Source organism: Hymenobacter sp. CRA2 (assembly GCF_002007105.1).
Lineage (GTDB): Bacteria > Bacteroidota > Bacteroidia > Cytophagales > Hymenobacteraceae > Solirubrum.
Window position 1 is genome coordinate 1 of the sequence record NZ_MVBC01000013.1, and the last position, 18,434, is coordinate 18,434.

The following is an 18,434-nucleotide window of genomic DNA, read 5'->3' on the forward strand; positions in this document are numbered from 1 at the left end:
CGCAAAAGCGCGCGGCCACTTGGGCCTGCCGGGCGCCCGGCTCGGCCAGCGCCTGCGCCACGCGCTGACGCAAATCCATCGAGTATGCTTGCATACAGCCGCTTACGTACGCGGAGCGCCAGCAGCTACATTGTCTGTGAATCTGCTATAGCTATACAAGCTTCTCCTCAACTACTGGCAATAAACAAAACACCGAACCTGGTACGGCTAAATGCGCAGAGCCCGGCTTGGTAGGCCCAAGCAGCGAATTAGGAAGCTATTGACGCTAGGATTGAGAAGCTAATGTGGGCTTTTGCCACCTCGTCTATCTCAACGATTAGCCTACCCCTCAAGAGGAGGGTGCTGCCAACTGAAGCAGCCGTCTAGCTTCTCTCCTGCCGCCAGGTCCCGCCCCTTACGCCCCTCAAGCCGCCCAACACCAGAAAACCCAACTATCTTCACTCGCAGTTCACCCTGGGACTATCTTCCAATACCGCCGTCCCAACTGTGAGGGTTGAGCTGGCCACCATCGCCCATGTACAAGGCACTCGTCAAACCTGCACTGTTTACCCTCGACGCCGAGCGCGCCCACCACTTTGTGTTCGACAACCTGCGGCGGGCTGCCAGCGTGCCGGGAGCCAGGGCCATGCTCCGGAGCCTCTACGACTTTCAGCACCCGAGCTTGGCCCGCGAGGTATTTGGGCTCAAATTCCCCAATCCGGTAGGTCTGGCGGCAGGGCTTGATAAGAACGCGGTCCTTACGGATGAGCTGGCGACGCTGGGCTTTGGGTTTGTAGAGATTGGTACAGTAACGCCCCGGCCGCAGCCCGGCAACCCGCAGCCGCGCCTGTTCCGCTTGCCGCAGGACGAGGCCCTGGTGAACCGCATGGGCTTCAACAACGACGGCGCGGCGGCTGTGGCCGCGCGGCTGGCGCGGCGCCAAAACCGGCAGCTGATTATCGGCGGCAACATCGGCAAGAACAAGGACACGCCCAACGAGCGGGCTGCCGAGGACTATGTGGCTTGTTTTGAGGCGCTGGCCGAGCAAGTCGACTACTTCGTGGTGAATGTCAGCTCGCCCAACACGCCCAACCTACGCCAGTTGCAGGAAAAAAAGCCCCTGATCGAGTTGCTGCAACGCGTGCAGGAACGGAACCTGAGCCGCGCCCGCCCGCGCCCCCTGCTGCTGAAAATAGCCCCGGACCTGACGGATTCGCAACTGGACGACATTCTCGACATTGCCCGCGAAACCAAGCTCAGCGGGCTGGTTTCGACCAATACCACCATCAGCCGGGAAGGCTTGCGCACGGATGCCGGGCAGGTGGCCGCTTTGGGGGCGGGCGGCCTGAGCGGGCGGCCACTGCGGGCGCGGGCTACCGAGGTCATTCGCTACCTGCACCAGCGCAGCCAGGGTGAGCTCCCCATCATCGGCGCCGGCGGTATTCACTCGGCGGCCGATGCGCAGGAAAAACTAGCAGCGGGCGCTTCGCTGGTGCAGCTGTACACGGGCTTTGTTTACGAAGGCCCGGCGCTTGTGAGCCGGATTAATAGAGCGTTGGCTCGGGGCTAGTCTCGCATTGGCGGCCCTTGATTTCCTTGTCCAACCCTTTCATTAATGCTTTGATCTAGTGGCATCTGCCGTGCGGGGTCGGCACATATTGCAGAAATCCTGGCCGCACCACCGTCGGATCTGCGGAGACGAATGGCTGCCCCTATGGGAAGATCATGGCGGAAAAAAGGACAAGAGCTGCGTCAGTTAGCCCGTTGGGTTTAGAATGAACGTTGAGAACAGCAGTGCGAAAAAAAATCAACATCAACAATGTGTTACCGGGCGCAACATTGCCGTAGTTTTGCACCGTGCTTCAACCAAAAAACTCGTTGATGAAGCGCGGCCCCTTGCCCGGCAAGGAACCGCGAGCAGACCGCAAGGTCTTCGCCACCATCGGTTTTCGCGATTTTGCCTCCGGCATTTCCGTTGTTTTTTCTGGGTGTTGCCCCGCTACCGTTTCGGATTCCGAAACGGTTTTTTTATGCCCATTGAGTTCGTTGGCCACCGCCCCGCCGCCATGGCATCGACCTCTCCTGGACGCCAGCACCCCCGCCTGCAACCGTGGTTGCGGCCCCCAGCGCCTTGGCTCGCACCGGCAGCCCGTTGCGCCGGCATAGGTGGCAGCAGATCAGCCTTCACACCGTTCGTTTTAGCTAGACGACCTCACTTTTCCTCCTCTTCGGTATGGCACGTAAAGACCTGCTCGACATTGCATCTCTTCACCGCGAGGAAATCGAGTTCCTGCTCGACCAATCCACGTCCTTCAAACAGCTGTTCACCCAGTCGGTGAAAAAAGTGCCTGCCCTCAAGGGCAAGTCGGTGCTCATGCTGTTCTACGAGCCCAGCACCCGCACGCACACCTCCTTTGAAGTCGCGGCCAAACGCCTCTCCGCCGAGGTGACGAATTTCGACATCGCGCAGTCCTCCATCACCAAGGGCGAGTCGGTGCGCGAAACGGTGGAGACGCTGCAAGCCATGCGCACCGACTACATCGTCGTGCGCCACGGGCGGTCGGGCCTGCCCGGCATGATTGCCCGCCTCACCAAGGCCTCGGTTATCAACGCCGGCGACGGGGCGCACGCGCACCCGACCCAGGCGCTGCTGGACGCCTTTACCATCAAGGAGAAATTCCCCGACCCCGTGGGCAAGAAAGTGCTCATCATCGGGGACATTCTCCACTCCCGCGTCGCACGCTCCACCAGCAACCTGCTGACGAAGCTAGGCATCGAAGTAGCCTACCTCGGCCCGGGGTCGTTGGTGCCCAAGCACGGCCCGGCCAATATTCGCCGCTTCACCAACTACGACGAGGCCATGGCCTGGGCGCCTGATTTCGTGTACCTGCTCCGCGTGCAGATGGAGCGCCAGGACGTGCAGTTCTTTCCCAGCCTGCGCGAATACCACCGCATCTACGGCATCACCAACACGCGCCTGGAGGAAATCCGCCAGCGCGGGCTCTACATCATGCACCCCGGCCCCGTGAACCGGGGCGTGGAGCTGTGCGACGCCGTGATGGACTATGAGCGCAGCCTGATCAACTACCAGGTCGAAAACGGCATTGCCGTGCGCATGGCCGTGCTCGACTGGCTCACGCCGGGCGGCGAAGCTCCGAAGTCGGAACCGACCTTCGAGCGCTCCTTTGCTCACATGCCTCACCTGACCGCCTAGTTGTCGGCTGGGGCCTTGCACCGCCCGGTATCAAGTTAGTTCGACGGCTTGTGCCTTGAATGGCGGCAGCGGCGGCTGATTCCGGCCTTTCTTTGCAGCTTCAATAGCAGCACCTCCCACCAACCCTTGTCCGTTTACCGAAATCATCCATGCTCCTGCTTCAGAACGCCCGCATCGCCTCCGAACATTCACCTGTACTCACTGAGGGCGACGTCCTGATCGTCGAAGGGAAAATTCAGGAAATCGGCCGCAACCTGGCCATTCCCGAGGGCGCCCGCGTCATCGACGCCCGTGGGCGGATTCTGATGCCGGCCATGTTTGATGCCCACGTCCATTTCCGCGCCCCGGGCTTTGAGGCCAAGGAAACCATTACCACGGGTAGCGAAGCGGCCATCAACGGCGGCGTGACCGGCGTGGTGATGATGCCGAACACCCGCCCGGCCCTCGACTCGGCCATGGTGGTGGCTACGGTGCTGGACAGCGCCAAACAAAAGTCCCGCATTCCGGTGTACACCTCCGGCTGCGTCACCAAGAACCGCGAGGGCAAGGAACTGGCGGAAATCGACGGCATGCGCGAGCTGGGCGTGAAAATGCTGACCGACGACGGCGACACCACCAGCGACCCGGCGGTGCTGCTGCGGGCCATGCAGTACGCCACCGAGTTTGGGATGTTTTTCGCCAGCCACTGCGAGGTGCCCGAGCTGGCCGGGCCGCGTGCCCTGAACGAAGGCGTGATGAGCTACCGGCTCGGCATCAAAGGGTCACCGGCCTGCGCGGAGGAAATCATCATCGACCGCGACATTCGCCTGGCCCACGCCGCGGGCGCGCACATTCACATCCAGCACGTGTCCAGCAAGCTCGGCATGGAAACCATCCGCTGGTGGAAATCCCGCGGCGACGTGAAGGTGACGGCGGAAGTAGCCCCGCACCACCTGCTGTTCACCGACGAGCACATCGGCGACTACGACACGAACTACAAGATGAACCCACCGCTGCGCACCCAGACCGACTGCGACGCGCTGCTCCAGGGGCTCAAGGAAGGCGTATTCGACCTCATTGCTACGGACCACGCCCCGCACACGCCATTCGAAAAAGCCCAGGATTTCATCAGCGCGCCCAACGGCATCACCGGTCTGGAAACGGCCCTGGTGTCGCTCTACCACTACTTCGTGAAGCCCGAGAAATTCGGCTGGGACCTGGTGGTGAAGCGCTATTCGGCCGAGCCGCGCCGTCTGATGGGCCTGCCGGTGCCCACCCTCGAAGTCGGCCAACAAGCCGAGTGCTTGCTGTTCGATACCGAAGCAGAAACCACCTTCACCAAGGAGTTCATGAAGTCCAAATCCCAGAACACGCCCTTCATCAACCAGACCTTGCAGGGTCGGGTGGATATGGTGATTCTGGGCACGGAAATCCTGCTGGAGCGCGAGCAGCTAGTGGAGCACAACTAAAAAGAACGTCATGCTGAGCTTGTCGAAGCATCTCTACCGCTTCGCTGAGTTGTTGCAGTTGCCCATTAAAGCAATGGACGCTAATCAATACAGGCAGCTGAAAGAACACGGAAACGTTCTGGATTATGCCAGCCTGGATGCAACACGAAAGATCTTGACGCAACGTGGCCATGCGTACTTGGCTGACCGCATCACTCGCGTTTTGTCGAACGATAAGATTGAAAAGCCCAGCTTGCACAATCCTCCGCAGGACCGTTTCTCAGATTTCTACCGAGTCAACTTAGCCGCTGGAGATGTTGAGGCTATTGTTTCAATTCTATTCGACCACGAAACTGAAGTAGTTGCCATAAATCCATCAGTAGCTGACTTAACTGACAGATGGAATGACCTAAATGAGCCCGGGTGAAGCGGTAGAGATGCTTCGACAAGCTCAGCATGACACCAACTAATTTCAATGAGTACTCTTTCTTCTAATACATCCAAGCCCCTGGTCGGCGTTGTCATGGGCTCCAGCAGCGACTGGAACACCATGCAGCACGCCGTACAGATCCTCACGCACTTTGGCGTGGCCCACGAAGCGCGCGTGGTATCGGCCCACCGCATGCCCGACGACTTATTTGCCTACGCCGAGCAAGCCGGCCCGCGGGGCCTGCAGGCCATCATTGCCGGCGCGGGTGGCGCCGCCCACCTGCCGGGCATGATGGCCGCCAAAACCACGGTGCCCGTGCTGGGCGTGCCGGTGGCCAGCCGCCATCTGCAGGGCGTCGACTCGTTGCACAGCATCGTGCAGATGCCTAAGGGCATACCGGTGGCCACGTTTGCCATTGGTGATGCCGGCGCGGCCAATGCCGCGCTGTTCGCGGTCAGCATGCTGGCCCTGCACGATGCAGACCTGGCAGCCAGGCTGCAGGCGTTTCGCGCCGAGCAAACCGAGGCCGCTCGCGCCATGACGCTGCCGGTATGAGCGTAGGAACTGACGTTGCAGCTATGAATCCTGTTTTCCCGGGCAGTGTAGACGCTGCGGGCCGGATGGCCACTTTGGGAGTGATGGGAGGTGGCCAGCTGGGCCGCATGTTTGTGCATGCCGCCCAGCGCCTGGGGTACTTCACCGCTGTGCTGGACCCGGACGCGCAAAGCCCGGCCGGCCTGGTGAGTCACCACCACATCCAAACCGCTTACAACGACTCGGCCGGGCTGGCGCAATTGGCCGATCTGTGCCAGGCCGTTACCACCGAGTTTGAAAACGTGCCGGCTGAGGCCCTGCAAACGCTGGCGCAGACCCGCCCCGTGTCACCCGGCGCGGCCGTGGTGGGCATTGCGCAAAATCGCATCGAGGAAAAAGCCCACTTCGCGGCCTGCGCCGACATTTCGGGGGTGAGCTGCGCGCCCTACGCGGTGATTGAAACGCAGGCCCAGTTGCAGGCTGTCCTGGAGGCAGGGGATGATTTGCTGCCGGGCATCCTGAAAACCGCGCGCATGGGCTACGATGGCAAGGGTCAGGTCCGCGTCAGGACCGCCGATGAGCTGGGTCCTGCTTGGACGGAGCTGGGCAGCATCGCCTGCGTGCTGGAAAAGATGCTGCCCCTCACTGCCGAGTGTTCGGTGCTGGTAGCCCGTGGCTGGGACGGGCAAGTGGTCAGCTTCGCCCCGCAGCGCAACGTGCACGTCGATGGCATTCTGGCCGTAACCCACGCGTACGAAGGCAATATACCGCCCGCCCTGGCCGATAGAGCCCGCGACGCAGCCGTGGCCATTGCGCAGCACCTGGGCTACGTCGGGGTGCTGTGCGTTGAGTTTTTTGTGGTGGACGACGGCACTGAGCACGGCGGCCTGGTGGTCAACGAAATGGCCCCGCGCCCGCACAACAGCGGCCACTACACCCTGGACGCCTGCGACGCGTCGCAGTTTGATTTGCAGGTCCACGCTATGGCAGGCTTGCCCTTGCCACAGCCGCGCCAACATTCCCCGGCCATCATGCTCAACCTACTGGGCGACGTGTGGTTTGACGCCAGCGGGCAGCAGCGGGAGCCGGACTGGCAGGCCGTGCTGAGCCTGCCGGGCACGCACCTGCACCTGTACGGCAAAGTACAAGCACGCACCGGCCGTAAGATGGGCCACCTGACCATTACCGGCCCAGATTTGGCCATTGTCAAAACCGTGGCGCGCCGCGCCGCTGAGCTGCTCGGCTTGCCGGGGCTGGACGCCATCTAGGTGCCGTTGTCTGACTTTGGCCAAGCGGGTACCGCGGCTAACTAGCAGATTCTCGGTGGCAAAAGCGTGGGTATAAATTAAAAAACCTGCTTCCGGCTTGGAAACAGGTTTTTTTGTGGAACCAGCTGGTGAATTAGGCGGTACCGACGTCGCTGGCCCGGCAGCGGCTAGGGCGTCGGTGATGAGCGCGTGCGTGTGGCTGGCAATGGAGTTTTTAAGCAAGCAGTGCGCTTCGATGAGCGACTCGACGTACAACTTTCGGCCCTGGGCGTGCCAGCAGTGGGTGCGGGAAAACACCGGCTTGCTGACGAGGGTGGAAGTCTGCTGACTGAGCTGGAAGGCCAGCAGGATCAGCCACGTCAGCGGCCGGATGGCGACGAGTAGGAACGCGCCCGCCTGGTAGCGGAACTGGTTGGGGCCGAGTGTGGTCTTGGCGAGGCCGCCACACTGCGGGAGGCGAATAGGGCGCAAGGTAGTGGCCATGACCCGGCAGTACGGCAACCAGCCGCGTGGATAGCGCCGGCGCAACAGGGGGCCTACGGCGGTAGTAGCTAGGTGGTCGATTGGCCGGCGGGCAGTTTGGCCAGGCCTGTCCGAATTCGGCGACCCATCCGGGCCCCGAGCAGGCCCGCCAGCACGCTACCCAGCGGCATCACCCAGGCCAGCGGCTTGCCCACATAATCCGACCAGACAGTCCCGAACGTGCTGGTTGAAATCGGCGGCGGTGGTACCGGGGAAGGGCATGAAGCGGAGGCCGCCTGCGCGAAATTACAGCCCCTGCTCACCAGCACGGCCAGCAGGAGCAGCAGCACGCCGCCGGCCACCCCGATCCGGCCCGGTGGGGGTGACGGCCAATAGCGGCCCCGGCCCAACTACCACCCACTACTGCCCCGCCAAGCAGGGTCAGGCCACCCAGCACGAAGCTCTGCCAGTAGTCGGACCGGTCGAACCAGGTGAGTTTTAGTAGCTGACCCGAGGGAGCAAAGACGACGGCTGCGCCGACATAGACCGCCAGTCAACTCAGCGCGGCCGTTTGCAGCGCGCGGCGGCGCCCCAGGCGCCGGGCCTGGCGGACAAAAACGGGTGAGCTCATGGCCCCAAACTACTGTCTTGGAGAAGGAAATGCGTCAGTAAAACCCCAAAGGGCTGCTGAGCCTGGGCACTATCAGCGTCGGGCCAAAAATATTTTTCCGGGTCGCGGGAAGGGAGATGAGCAGCTGGTTGGGCTCAGTGGATTATATCAATGGCTATAGGAACCAGCAATTGCAGCACAACCTGCTTGCGTCTTTCTCACAAAGCAACAGCTAGCAATTACGCCGTTGGCCGCTGGCCTGGCTATTTATAGTGACTCCATTTGTGGGTGATGATACACTTACGTCACACGTGCCGGGCAGACGGCTGACAACGAATTCAAACGGCCGCCGGGCGGGCTGCTCCGGGCAGATTGTCAGTCAGCTGCTGAACCCGTTTGGCCGCCTTGTTAGCAGCCGTAGCGACGTTGACAAGGGCAGAAAGTGCATCTATATTTACCAGCAACCGGGGCCAGCGGTGCAGTACTCATGCCAGGCTGACCACGCGCACAACCCCGCCCGGATGGGCCACCAAAGCCCGTCCTTCCGCCAGCGTCCGGCTGCTGCCCAGCCCTTTTGGCGGCAATAAAGCTCAGCCGGTAACGGTGGCTCCCCAACCCATATGCAATGCCCCGCGCCGCCTCTGCGGCCGCGGCCGGCTGCTCCCTGGTCCAGCGCCGCCCAGTTGGCGCCGGGCCCTGACCTACCTGCCATTTCCCACCAAAACGCCTTGCCTCTATGCGCAAACCATTACCATCGCGCTCCCCGGGCCGCTTTCCTTCCCTAGCCGCCGGGCTGCTGGCCGGTCTGAGCGTGACGCTGCCGCTGACGCCGGCGCAGGCCCAGATTGTGGCGGCCGGCTCGGGCAGCTACACCACCGTCTTTCCGGGCACCGACGTAGCCGGGCGTAATGCCGTGCCGATGGGCACTAGTCCGCTGGTAAGTGGGGCAGCGGCCACCAAGCCGGTGCCCACCAACGACTTCTGGTCGGCCAAGCTGCAGAAGAGCCACGTCGGTAACATCTTCAACTACCCCTCGGCCTACCGCACCGACCCGGCCGGCCTGGGGGTGAACCGCATCACGCCCAACCAGGCCCCGCTCGACTACCGGCAGCCCAACAGCAACGTGATGGGCGTGCTGGTGGGCGTGCAGAACCTGAATGCCACCGCCGCCACCGTCTCGAACTTCTCGGACTGGACGGTGACCATGAACTGGCGCAGCGGCTCGAACGATTTCAGCGCCACGCTGGGCATGGGCATGCCCTTCACCTACTTCACCAAGGCCGCCGCCGACGTGGCCCAGGTGAAAGTGGCCCAGGGCACCGCGACGGTGAACGGCGAAATGCTGCTGGTGCTCAACACCTTCAACAACGCCGACTTCGTGGTGTACGCCCCGGCCGGCGCCACCTGGACGCTGGGCGCCGCCAATACCTACACCTCCACGCTCGGCGGCAAAACGTACTGGTCGATGGTGCACGTGCCGGACGTGAATACCTCGGCCGACCTGCTCACGCAGGCGCAGGCGTTCAAGAAGTTTGCCTACGTGTTTCCGGCCAATACCCAGGTGGCTTGGCAGTACAACGAAACCTCGGCGGTGCTGACCTCCACGTTTACCGTCACGCCCGACCGGAAAGAAGGCACCGCCAACAACGTGGCGCAGGGGCTGCTGCCGCACCAGTGGGGCCATTTGGCGGCGGGTTCGGCCCAGCCCCAGGGCGCTACCTATCCCACGGTGCGCGGGGCGCTGAAGCTGCTCGACGGCAATGTGTTTTCGACGGCCAACACCTTCCGCGGGCTGCTGCCGACTTTGCCCTACCTGGCCAACTACAGCGCCGGCTTCAGCCCGGTGAAGCTGAACACCAAGGTGAAAGGCCTGCAGAACAGCGGCCTGGCCGAGTGGACCGACTCCTACAACGAGGGGCAGGACATGAACAAGCTGCTGCAAACCGCCCGCATTGCCCACGAAACCGGCAACGTGGAGGCACGCGACAAGCTGGTGGCCACCATCAAGACGCGGCTGGAAAACTGGCTGACGGCCAGCGCCGGCGAGAAGGCGTTCATCTTCTACTACAACAACACCTGGAAAACGATGATCGGCTACCCGGCCGGCCACAACCAGGATTACAAGCTCAACGACCACCACTTCCACTGGGGCTACTTCATTCAGGCGGCCACGCTCATCGAGCAGTACCAGCCGGGCTGGGCCGCGCAGTGGAAGCCCATGATCAGCCTGCTCATCCGCGACGCGGCCAACCCCAGCCGCACCGACGCAGACTTTCCCTTCCTGCGCAGCTTCGATCCCTACGCGGGCCACGCCTGGGCCGACGGCTTCGCCATGACCGGCGACATCAACACCGAGGAGCCGCAGGGCAACAACCAGGAATCGACGCCGGAGAGCATGCAGTTCAACTCGGCCCTGATCCACTGGGGCGCCATCACGGGCGACAAGGCCATCCGCGACCTGGGCATCTACCTCTACACCACCGAGCAGAGCGCGGCCGAGGAGTACTGGTTTGACACCCAGCGCCGCACCTTCCAGCCGAATTACCCCTACGCCAGCACCGGCCGCATCTGGGGCTCGGGCTACGACGCGGGCACCTGGTGGACCCAGGACGTGCGCGCCATGTACGGCATTCAGCTCTACCCCATCCACGGCGGCTCGTTTTACCTGGGCCGCGACACCACCTACGTGCGCCGGCTCTGGAACGACATGGTGGCCAACACCGGCATCCTGCAGAACGAAGTCAACCCCAACCTCTGGCACGACGTGCTGTGGCAGTATTTGGCCTTTATCGACCCGGCCCGTGCTATCCGCCTTTATGACAACTACCCCAACCGCGGGCTGAAAACCGGCATTTCCGACGCGCAAACGTACTACTGGCTGCACGCCATGAACGCCCTGGGTGCCCTCGACGGGACCGTAACGGCCAACTCCCCGCTGGCGGCCGTGTTCCGCAGCCGGAGCGGCCAGAAAACCTACGTGGCGCACAATTACGGCAGCACCGCTACCACCGTCACCTTCTCCGACGGCTACGTGCTCAACGTGCCCGCCCGCAAAACCGCCACCAGCCGCGACGTAACCGTGAGCGGTACGCTGGCAGCTAATGCGGTGGAAGTCGTCACCGGCGGCAGCGTGACCTTGACGGCCTCGGTTAGCGGCGCGGGCGTGACGGGCGTGGAATTCTTCGACGGGCCGACTTCGCTGGGCCGCGTCAATGCCGCGCCATTTGTCAAGACGGCCAGCAGTCTGCCGGTGGGTATTCACACCTTCTACGCCAAGGTGTACGCCGGAACTTCGTTCAGCGTGACCAACCTGGTGAGCGTGCAGGTGGGCAAACAGGCCTCCTTCACCGGCACGCCCCAGGCCATTCCGGGCACCATCGAGGCGGGCCGCTACGACACCTACCCCGGCGGCTCGGGCCAGGACATTGCTTACAGCGACGTTTCGGAGGGCAACCAGGCCACCTACGAGCCGGCGCCCACCCAGGCCTTCCGCCCCGACCAGGGCGTGGACGCCGTGCTGGACCCGGCCGAAGGCGCTACCGTGGGCTGGGTGGACGCGGGCGAGTGGCTGGAGTACACGGTGAACGTGGCCCAGGCCGGCACCCACACCCTGAACCTGCGCTACGCCGCCGGCAACGCCGGCGGGGGCGGCCCCTTCTTCCTGAGCGTGGACGGCACCCGCGTCAGCCCCGACCAAACCGTAACGACCACCAGCAACTGGGGCACCTGGGCCACCAAAACCATTACCGGCCTCAGCTTGCCCGCCGGGGAACACGTGCTGCGCCTGACCTTTACGCAGGGCGGGCTGAACGTCGGCCGCCTGGCCTTCACCTACACCGGCGCCGCCAACACGCCGCCCACCGTCAGCCTGACCTCGCCGGCCAACAACGCCAGCTTCACGGCCCCGGCCAGCATCACGATTTCGGCCAACGCGGCCGACGCCAACGGCACGGTGAGCAAAGTCGAGTTCTTCCAGGGCTCGACCAAACTGAGCGAGGATACCAGCAGCCCGTACAGCTTCACGTGGAGCAGCGTGGCCGCCGGTACCTATAGCATCACGGCTCGGGCAACGGATAACGGCGGCGCTACGACCACCTCGTCGGCCGTGAGCGTGACGGTGAATCCGGGCGGGCCAACGGCGCAGGCTATTCCCGGCAAGATTGAGGCGGAAAGCTTCTCGGCCCAACAGGGCACCGATACGGAAGAAACCAGCGACACGGGCGGCGGGCGCAACGTAGACTGGTTTGAAACCGGCGACTGGCTGGATTACTACGTGAACGTGGCCCAGGCCGGCACTTACACCGTGGGGTTCCGGGTGGCTTCGGCCAACGGCGGCGCCACCTTCCAGCTGCGCAACAGCGGCGGTACGGTGCTGGGCAGCATCAACATCGGCAATACCGGCAACTGGCAGAACTGGCAGACCATCAGCACCAACGTGACGCTGCCGGCCGGCCCGCAGACCCTGCGCGTGTACGCCTCGGCTTCCACCGGCTGCAACCTCAACTGGCTCAACTTTGCCGCAGCTACTACTACCAACACGCCTCCGACCGTCAGCCTGACCTCGCCCAGCGCCGGCGCTTCGTTTACGGCCCCGGCCAGCATCACGATTTCCGCCAACGCGGCCGACGCCAACGGCACGGTCAGCAAGGTGGAATTCTTCCAAGGTTCGACCAAGCTCGGCGAGGACACCAGCAGTCCTTATTCCTTTACGTGGAGCAATGTGGCGGCTGGCTCGTACTCCATTACAGCCCGGGCTACCGACAACGCCGGGGCCACGACGACCAGCAGCGCCGTGAATGTGACGGTGACCAGCAGCCCGAGCAGCGGCTACTGCGCCGTGGTAAGTGACTTCAGCTACGGAGCCGTGAGCAGCGGCGGCAACGTCACCTTCACCTTCCACCCGCTGGGCGCCACGGCCGGCGGCAGCCTGGCCATCATCTACCTGCGCGAAGGCAGCGCGGGCGGCTACCCCGGCTACACCATGACCAAAAACGCGGCCGGCGACTTCACCTTCACCAAGGCCATTGCCACCGGTACCGTGACCAGCATCTACTTCACCTACCAGGTAGGCGCCGGCGGGCCGGAGCGCAACACGGCCGCTTCGCCCTTCAGCTACACGGTGGGGCAGTCGTGCAACCTGCAGGCCCGCATGGCGGGAGTGACCAGCTCCTCCGGCCAGGCCAGCGGCAGCGCCCCGGAACGTGCCCAGCGGCCTGGCGCCACCGAAGCAGCTGTAGCCAGCCCGCTGCAAGTGACTCCCAACCCGGCCTATGACCGCGCTACCATCCAGTTTGCCCTGGCTCCGGCCAGTGCCTATACCCTGGAAGTGCGCGACCTGAGCGGCCGGTTGGTCAGGACCTTCAGCGGCTCCGCGACCGAAGCGGCGCGGGTGGTGGCCTTGGAAATGCCGCTGGAAACCCACCCGGCGGGCGTATACGTGCTGCACCTGCGCACGGGCGGCCAAACGCAGACGCAACGCCTGGTACTGCTGCGCTGAGCCAGCGCTGCGCCTGGCCTGAACGACACGTAGTTACTTGCCGAAAGCCCCCGAAACCAGCCGTTTCGGGGGCTTTTAGGTTGCTGGCTTGTTTTTGATTCATGCCATTGCTGCCTCTTGCTGAGGCCCCAGCCAGCACAGGGCCCATGTCACCAGCGCCTGTTATTGTCTGATTCGTCAAAATGAGGCTTTCAGAACCACCGAATCAGAGGCCTGCTCCGGCCCGCAGACGATGTCATTGCTTACAGGGCTACCTCCGTTTCGAAAGCAAGCCCGTGAAAAGAGCTGCTGCTGCTTACCATACCCGGCGCTAAAGCTTCCGCACCGTGGCGTGCCCTTGGGCAAGCGGCTCGATGCACACCTGATAACACTCACCGGCGGCGCTGACTATCAGCTCGCCACCCTGATCGGCGGGCACGCTCAGGTACTGCGCATCGGGCGCCACGCCCTCGATGCGCGGACGGTCATCGAAAGTTTTGAGCGTGAAGACCAGCTGCGGCGGCCGGAATGCGCTGGCCCAGGTAATGCAGCGTGAAGCTGGTGCTCGGGAAGGGACCTTTAAATGTGAGTTCCTGGGTGCCGAAGGCGGGCGAGGCGTGCAGGTCGGACACCTGGCTCAGGTACCAACGCGTGGCCGCGGGGCGGAGCGCAATCGGCCTAAACCCGGGCTGGCGCTGCACCACCGCTTCGGATTCGGCGGTTTCGCGCAGTAGTTGCTCGACGCGGAACCGGGCAAACTCTGCGGGAACAAACCGGAGCGGCAACGACACGACCTGGCGCTGCCGCAGCTGCTGCCCGGCCGGTACGCCCTGTTGCAGAATAGCTTGCTGGCTGAACGACGTAAGGTAGCGGCCGTCGGCGAAGTACTCCGGCGTGCGCGGACTGGGGGTAGTCGAGCTACCCAGGCGCGCCACAAAAAACACTTCCTAGTACTCTCTGTTGAGGCCGTAGAAAAAGTAGCCCACGTCCACGAACCAGCCCGGCTGGTACTGCGCTACGGCTTCGAGCGGCGGCAGGTCCGCTGCGGTTAGCTGCTGGTTGATGTGCCGCAGATTGGTTTGCACGTTGGCCTGCTCCACTTCCTGCCGGCGCAGGGCAATGGGGCGGACGTAGTCGAAGTACCGCGCCAGCGCGGCGGGCTCCCGGCGCAGGCTCAGCGCCACGCGGCGCAGCAGCTCGGCCTCGCGGCGCGAGAGTTTGTCGTCGGCGGCGCTCAGAAACAGCCGGACGTGGCGGCTTGGGTCAGTGAGCAGCAGGTGCATCCGCGTGTACTGCTTCGTCGCCCAGAAGCCGGGGGGTGCCCGGCTCTTCGGCGTAGAGCAGGTCGGGCGCGACGGGCTCGTAGTCTACTTCACGCCTTCGAACTTCCTTTTCCAGACACTCTCAGCCGGATCCGTTTTCGTTCGCCAAGAAACCAGCTGTACCCAGTTTCATATCCGTCGAACGGTTCCCTTCAAACAGCCGCTTCTTCGTGGTTACATGCGCGCGCTGATTTCGACGGATGTACTAGATGCCTCAAACTTTAGTAAATTGCCCACTAAAATCTTAAAATAAGTCATTCTTTATATTTTGAATGACTTATTTTTTGTTCTGGTTAACCGATTCACTAGTGTCCATAGTGTAACGTTTTGGCGGTATAGATTTTCAATGAATATTGGCTTGTCACCTGTACACAACGGTCGGCGGGTTGACTTAACATCACTGCTATGTCCATTGTAGGCCCGTCGTTGCCCCACGCGGCGGCGCGAATTGCCTTTGTAAGTTCTTGTCCAGCAGTATGGGGCGGTAGCGAGGAGCTGTGGGCCGCTACGGCTTTGTGGCTGCGGCGTGCGGGGCACACTGTTCGTACCTTTAAAACCACCGTCGACCCCAAGCACCACAAAGTAGCGGAACTGCTGGCTGCTGGCTGTTCCGTGGACGACATCGATCCAGCACTGACCCTGCGCCAGCGGATGCTCAACCGCGTGCTGCCCTACCAGCGCCAGCATACGCGCCGCAGCTGCGGCGAACGGGTGCTGACGCGCGGCTTACGGGCCTTCGAGCCGCACTTGGTAGTAGTTTCGCAGGGCTCTAACTACGACGGCATTGCCTTCGCGGAGGTGTGCCGCCAGCAGGGCCATGCCTATGTGCTGCTCTCGCAGAAAGCGGTGGACTTTTTTCTTCCGTTGTACTTCGAGCGGACATTGGCGCAGCGCGCGTACGCCACCGCCCGGCGCTGCTACTTCGTGGCGCGGCACAACATGGTGCTGACCGAGCAGCAGCTGGCAATGCGGCTGCCCGCGGCCGAGGTAGTAACCAACCCCTTTAACGTACCCTTTGAGGCCCTGCAGCCCTGGCCCGCGGCCGAGGCGGAGCAGGTACTGCACCTAGCCTGCGTGGCCCGCTTCGAAGTACTGGACAAAGGCCAGGACCTCTTGCTGCAAGTGCTCAGCCAGCCCCACTGGCGCGCGCGCGCCCTTCGCGTTACGCTGTTCGGTGCCGGTCACGACGAGCAGGCCCTGCGCGAAATGATTGACTTGCTGGACCTGCACGAGACGGTGCGCATCGGCGGGCACGTGCGCGACATCAGTGCTGTTTGGCGAAGCTACCACGCCCTGGTGCTGCCCTCGCGCAACGAAGGACTGCCCCTGGCTTTGGTCGAAGCCATGCTCTCAGGCCGGCCGGCCATTGCCGTCAGCGCCGGCGGCATGGCGGAGTTGCTGACCGACAACGTAACCGGCTTTCTGGCCGCCGCGCCCACGCCGCAGGCCCTGGAGGAAGCCCTGGAACGGGCCTGGAATCAGCGCGCCCGCTGGCCCGAGCTGGGCCGGGAGGCTGCGCGGCGGGCCCGGGCCGCCATACCCGCCGACGCCGCCGCCCGGTTTGGGGAGCGGCTGCTGGCCGAAATAGCCGGCTAAACTTTACTTCTACCTCGTTCTTCCGCCGCGCTTTGACTCCACCGTTAGTTTCCGTTATTATCCCTACTTACAACCGCGGGGCCTGGGTAGCCGCAGCCATTCGCAGTGCGCTGGCCCAATCCTACCCGTGCACCCAGATAATTGTCATCGACGACGGCTCGACGGACGACACGCGGACGCAGGTGGCAGCCTTCGAGGGAGTGGAATACTACTATCAAGCCAATGCCGGGCAAGCCGCCGCCCGCAACGCGGGGTTGCGCCACTGCATCGGAACGTATGTGGCCTCCCTGGACTCCGACGATACCTGGAGTCCGGATTTTCTGACGGCGGGCGTGGCCGCGATGCAGAAGCACGCCCTGGATTTCGTGTTTCTAAACTGGACGGCTTCCAACGGACACAACGGCCTGGAGAGCTTTCTGCATTTGCCCGAACGGCGGCAACGTTACTGCGCCCAGTCGGACGCAGAGTGGTGGCTGCTGGAAGCAACGCAAACCCGGCAGCTGTTCATTGAAACCTGCCCCGCCCCGTCCTCGTCGCTGCTCCTGCGCCGGGCCGACCTGCCGCCAAGTGCCTGGAATGAGTCCATGCGCATTGCCGACGATTGGTGTCTGATGCTGGACTTGGTGCTGTCCCGCCCGCGCCGGGGCGCGTTTACCACGGTGGCGCACTGGCAAAAAACAGTGCACGGCGGTAATATCTACGACGGACGCGACCCGCTGGCAGTGATTCAGGAACTGGGATTCCACGATGAAAAGCAGTTGGTGACGCGCTTTCAGCACCAGCTGAAGGCCCCCGAGCGGGCCGTGTTTCGACAGCGGCTGGCCCGCAACAACTTCGAGTTTGCCTACCACAATTGGAAAGTCCGCAACCCCACACGCACGGTGGTACGGCACTTGACGTTAGCATTTGCGCTGGCGCCACTCATCATTTTTCGGCATTCGCTCAAGGGCTTGCTGGGCCACTTAAAGAAGCAGCAGTGGCTTACCCGTTAGGCGCGAAGTCGCGGCGCTTGTTACCGAGCGGAAAGTTTGTGAGCCAGCACCGAGGCCACCTGCGCCAAGCTGTGGGCGGTGTGCCAGAGGTGAGGGCCGAAGAGCAGCGCGTGCAGACCGAGCACGGCAAAGTCGGCGGAGTGCCGGGCGCCCAGCAACACCAGAAACGCCAGCGGGTAAAACACTTCGTAGTATTCGTTAAGCAGCGGCCGTTGCCGGGGCTGCCACTCCACCACCGCCAGCCGCACATTCCACACCCGCTGGCGAAACCACTCCAACGCCGCGTACCCCACCAGCAACCACCCCGGCAGCAGGGCCTGGCTCAGCCACAGCAACGCCCCAAAGCTCAGTACCTCAACGGGAAAGGCCAGGCCCTGCCCTACCATTCGGGCAACGGCCACCCCGCGGCGCTGCACGAAGGTGGCTACGCCGGCGTGAGCGTCGGCCGTAGCGTCGCTGAGCTGGTGCCCGATGATGTTGCGCACGCCGCTGGTCAGCGACCAGGCGCCCAAGGCCAGCAGCCAGCCTGCGGGCAGCGGGCGAGCTGCCCAGGCAGCGATGAGCGTGGCGGTAAGCAGTTGCGGAAAGAAATGCGCCCCGGCGGCATCGGCCAGCAGGCCGGGCAGGCCCCGGGTTTTCAAGCGCACCGGCGGCACCGAGTACAGCGTGTAAACCACCCACGCCCCCAGGTAAAGCAGGCCCGCAGCGGGGCTCAGCTGCCAGAAGTACCAGCCGAAGCCCAGGCCGGGCCCGAGGCAGCCCGCAAAAGCCGCCGCGGCGAAAGTGCCCGACCGTCCGGTCCAGCCGTTGGGCTTGCCAGCCGCCGCATCGTCGCGGCGGTCGGTCCAGTCGTTGATAAGGCTGACGTAGGCCGCACCCACCGCCAGGGCGGCCAGCAGCAGCAGCAACCGGGGCAGCAGCGCCCAGCCGGAGGCACCCACTACCCAGGCCGTGGCGTAGGCCGTGCCCAGCAGGGGCGAAAATTTGAAAGCCCACCACTCATTAGCGCGGGCCATGCGGACAAGGTTTGGGGCCATGGTAGCAGGAACTGCTTGATAGTTTCTGGTTCCCATTAGCAAACCAGTATTGCGTTTCGCTTTTAGCCTGAATTAGTTATGAATCGA

14 protein-coding genes are annotated in these 18,434 nt (G+C 63.3%); 9 read left to right on the forward strand and 5 right to left on the reverse strand.

Annotated elements, in window-relative coordinates:
• Window positions 1-514 precede the first annotated feature (514 nt).
• Window positions 515-1,549, forward strand: a complete 1,035-nt coding sequence (locus B0919_RS18615) for a quinone-dependent dihydroorotate dehydrogenase (RefSeq protein ID WP_078013801.1) — start codon at window positions 515-517, stop codon at window positions 1,547-1,549.
• A gap of 292 nt (window positions 1,550-1,841) precedes the next feature.
• On the opposite strand, the gene B0919_RS24875 is transcribed toward B0919_RS18615, so the two are convergent.
• The gene (locus B0919_RS24875; RefSeq protein WP_139362245.1) at window positions 1,842-2,033 is read right to left on the reverse strand and encodes a hypothetical protein; all 192 of its coding nucleotides are present in this window, start codon (window positions 2,031-2,033) and stop codon (window positions 1,842-1,844) included.
• Between the two features lie 179 nt (window positions 2,034-2,212).
• On the opposite strand from B0919_RS24875, the gene B0919_RS18620 reads away from it, so the two are divergent.
• From B0919_RS18620 to B0919_RS18650, 6 genes are all read left to right on the forward strand, one after another.
• On the forward strand, window positions 2,213-3,193 hold the full coding sequence (locus tag B0919_RS18620; RefSeq protein ID WP_078013802.1) for an aspartate carbamoyltransferase catalytic subunit: 981 nt from the start codon (window positions 2,213-2,215) through the stop codon (window positions 3,191-3,193).
• 149 nt (window positions 3,194-3,342) lie between these two features.
• Window positions 3,343-4,641: a dihydroorotase gene (locus tag B0919_RS18625; RefSeq protein WP_078013803.1), complete on the forward strand. Its 1,299-nt coding sequence runs from the start codon at window positions 3,343-3,345 to the stop codon at window positions 4,639-4,641.
• A 10-nt stretch (window positions 4,642-4,651) separates the two neighbouring features.
• Entirely contained in the window at window positions 4,652-5,047 is a 396-nt protein-coding gene (locus tag B0919_RS18630; RefSeq protein ID WP_078013804.1) for a hypothetical protein, read from the forward strand.
• Window positions 5,048-5,095: 48 nt separating this feature from the next.
• Entirely contained in the window at window positions 5,096-5,605 is a 510-nt protein-coding gene (gene purE, locus B0919_RS18635) for a 5-(carboxyamino)imidazole ribonucleotide mutase (protein ID WP_078013805.1), read from the forward strand.
• Between the two features lie 23 nt (window positions 5,606-5,628).
• On the forward strand, window positions 5,629-6,852 hold the full coding sequence (locus tag B0919_RS18640; protein ID WP_217701045.1) for a 5-(carboxyamino)imidazole ribonucleotide synthase: 1,224 nt from the start codon (window positions 5,629-5,631) through the stop codon (window positions 6,850-6,852).
• Window positions 6,853-8,660: 1,808 nt separating this feature from the next.
• The gene (locus B0919_RS18650) at window positions 8,661-13,421 is read left to right on the forward strand and encodes a glycosyl hydrolase (protein ID WP_078013808.1); all 4,761 of its coding nucleotides are present in this window, start codon (window positions 8,661-8,663) and stop codon (window positions 13,419-13,421) included.
• 310 nt (window positions 13,422-13,731) lie between these two features.
• Here the strand turns inward: B0919_RS18650 and B0919_RS25885 are convergent, their stop codons facing one another.
• Genes B0919_RS25885 through B0919_RS18660 form a run of 3 tightly spaced genes read right to left on the reverse strand, consistent with a single transcriptional unit; the run spans window position 13,732 to window position 14,683 of the window.
• On the reverse strand, window positions 13,732-13,866 hold the full coding sequence (locus B0919_RS25885) for a hypothetical protein (protein ID WP_262490555.1): 135 nt from the start codon (window positions 13,864-13,866) through the stop codon (window positions 13,732-13,734).
• Between the two features lie 19 nt (window positions 13,867-13,885).
• Window positions 13,886-14,335 (reverse strand): hypothetical protein, encoded by a 450-nt coding sequence (locus tag B0919_RS18655; RefSeq protein WP_139362246.1) that lies wholly within the window; start codon window positions 14,333-14,335, stop codon window positions 13,886-13,888.
• 12 nt (window positions 14,336-14,347) lie between these two features.
• Window positions 14,348-14,683, reverse strand: a complete 336-nt coding sequence (locus tag B0919_RS18660) for a hypothetical protein (protein ID WP_078013810.1) — start codon at window positions 14,681-14,683, stop codon at window positions 14,348-14,350.
• Window positions 14,684-15,127: 444 nt separating this feature from the next.
• Here B0919_RS18660 and B0919_RS18665 point away from each other — a divergent pair, with 444 nt between their 5' ends.
• Together B0919_RS18665 and B0919_RS18670 are read left to right on the forward strand one after the other, a co-directional pair.
• Window positions 15,128-16,318, forward strand: a complete 1,191-nt coding sequence (locus tag B0919_RS18665) for a glycosyltransferase (protein ID WP_078013811.1) — start codon at window positions 15,128-15,130, stop codon at window positions 16,316-16,318.
• 32 nt (window positions 16,319-16,350) lie between these two features.
• On the forward strand, window positions 16,351-17,310 hold the full coding sequence (locus tag B0919_RS18670) for a glycosyltransferase family 2 protein (RefSeq protein WP_176133124.1): 960 nt from the start codon (window positions 16,351-16,353) through the stop codon (window positions 17,308-17,310).
• A 20-nt stretch (window positions 17,311-17,330) separates the two neighbouring features.
• On the opposite strand, the gene B0919_RS18675 is transcribed toward B0919_RS18670, so the two are convergent.
• Complete coding sequence (locus B0919_RS18675) at window positions 17,331-18,326, reverse strand: UbiA family prenyltransferase (RefSeq protein ID WP_176133125.1); 996 nt, start codon at window positions 18,324-18,326, stop codon at window positions 17,331-17,333.
• Window positions 18,327-18,434: the final 108 nt, after the last annotated feature.

Coding starts and splice junctions, on each gene's coding strand:
- B0919_RS18615 (WP_078013801.1), top strand. CDS start 515: ATGTACAAGGCACTCGTCAAACCTGCACTGTTTACCCTCGACGCCGAG.
- B0919_RS18620 (WP_078013802.1), top strand. CDS start 2,213: ATGGCACGTAAAGACCTGCTCGACATTGCATCTCTTCACCGCGAGGAA.
- B0919_RS18625 (WP_078013803.1), top strand. CDS start 3,343: ATGCTCCTGCTTCAGAACGCCCGCATCGCCTCCGAACATTCACCTGTA.
- B0919_RS18630 (WP_078013804.1), top strand. CDS start 4,652: ATGCTGAGCTTGTCGAAGCATCTCTACCGCTTCGCTGAGTTGTTGCAG.
- purE (WP_078013805.1), top strand. CDS start 5,096: ATGAGTACTCTTTCTTCTAATACATCCAAGCCCCTGGTCGGCGTTGTC.
- B0919_RS18640 (WP_217701045.1), top strand. CDS start 5,629: ATGAATCCTGTTTTCCCGGGCAGTGTAGACGCTGCGGGCCGGATGGCC.
- B0919_RS18650 (WP_078013808.1), top strand. CDS start 8,661: ATGCGCAAACCATTACCATCGCGCTCCCCGGGCCGCTTTCCTTCCCTA.
- B0919_RS18660 (WP_078013810.1), bottom strand. CDS start 14,683: ATGCACCTGCTGCTCACTGACCCAAGCCGCCACGTCCGGCTGTTTCTG.
- B0919_RS18665 (WP_078013811.1), top strand. CDS start 15,128: ATGTCCATTGTAGGCCCGTCGTTGCCCCACGCGGCGGCGCGAATTGCC.
- B0919_RS18675 (WP_176133125.1), bottom strand. CDS start 18,326: ATGGCCCGCGCTAATGAGTGGTGGGCTTTCAAATTTTCGCCCCTGCTG.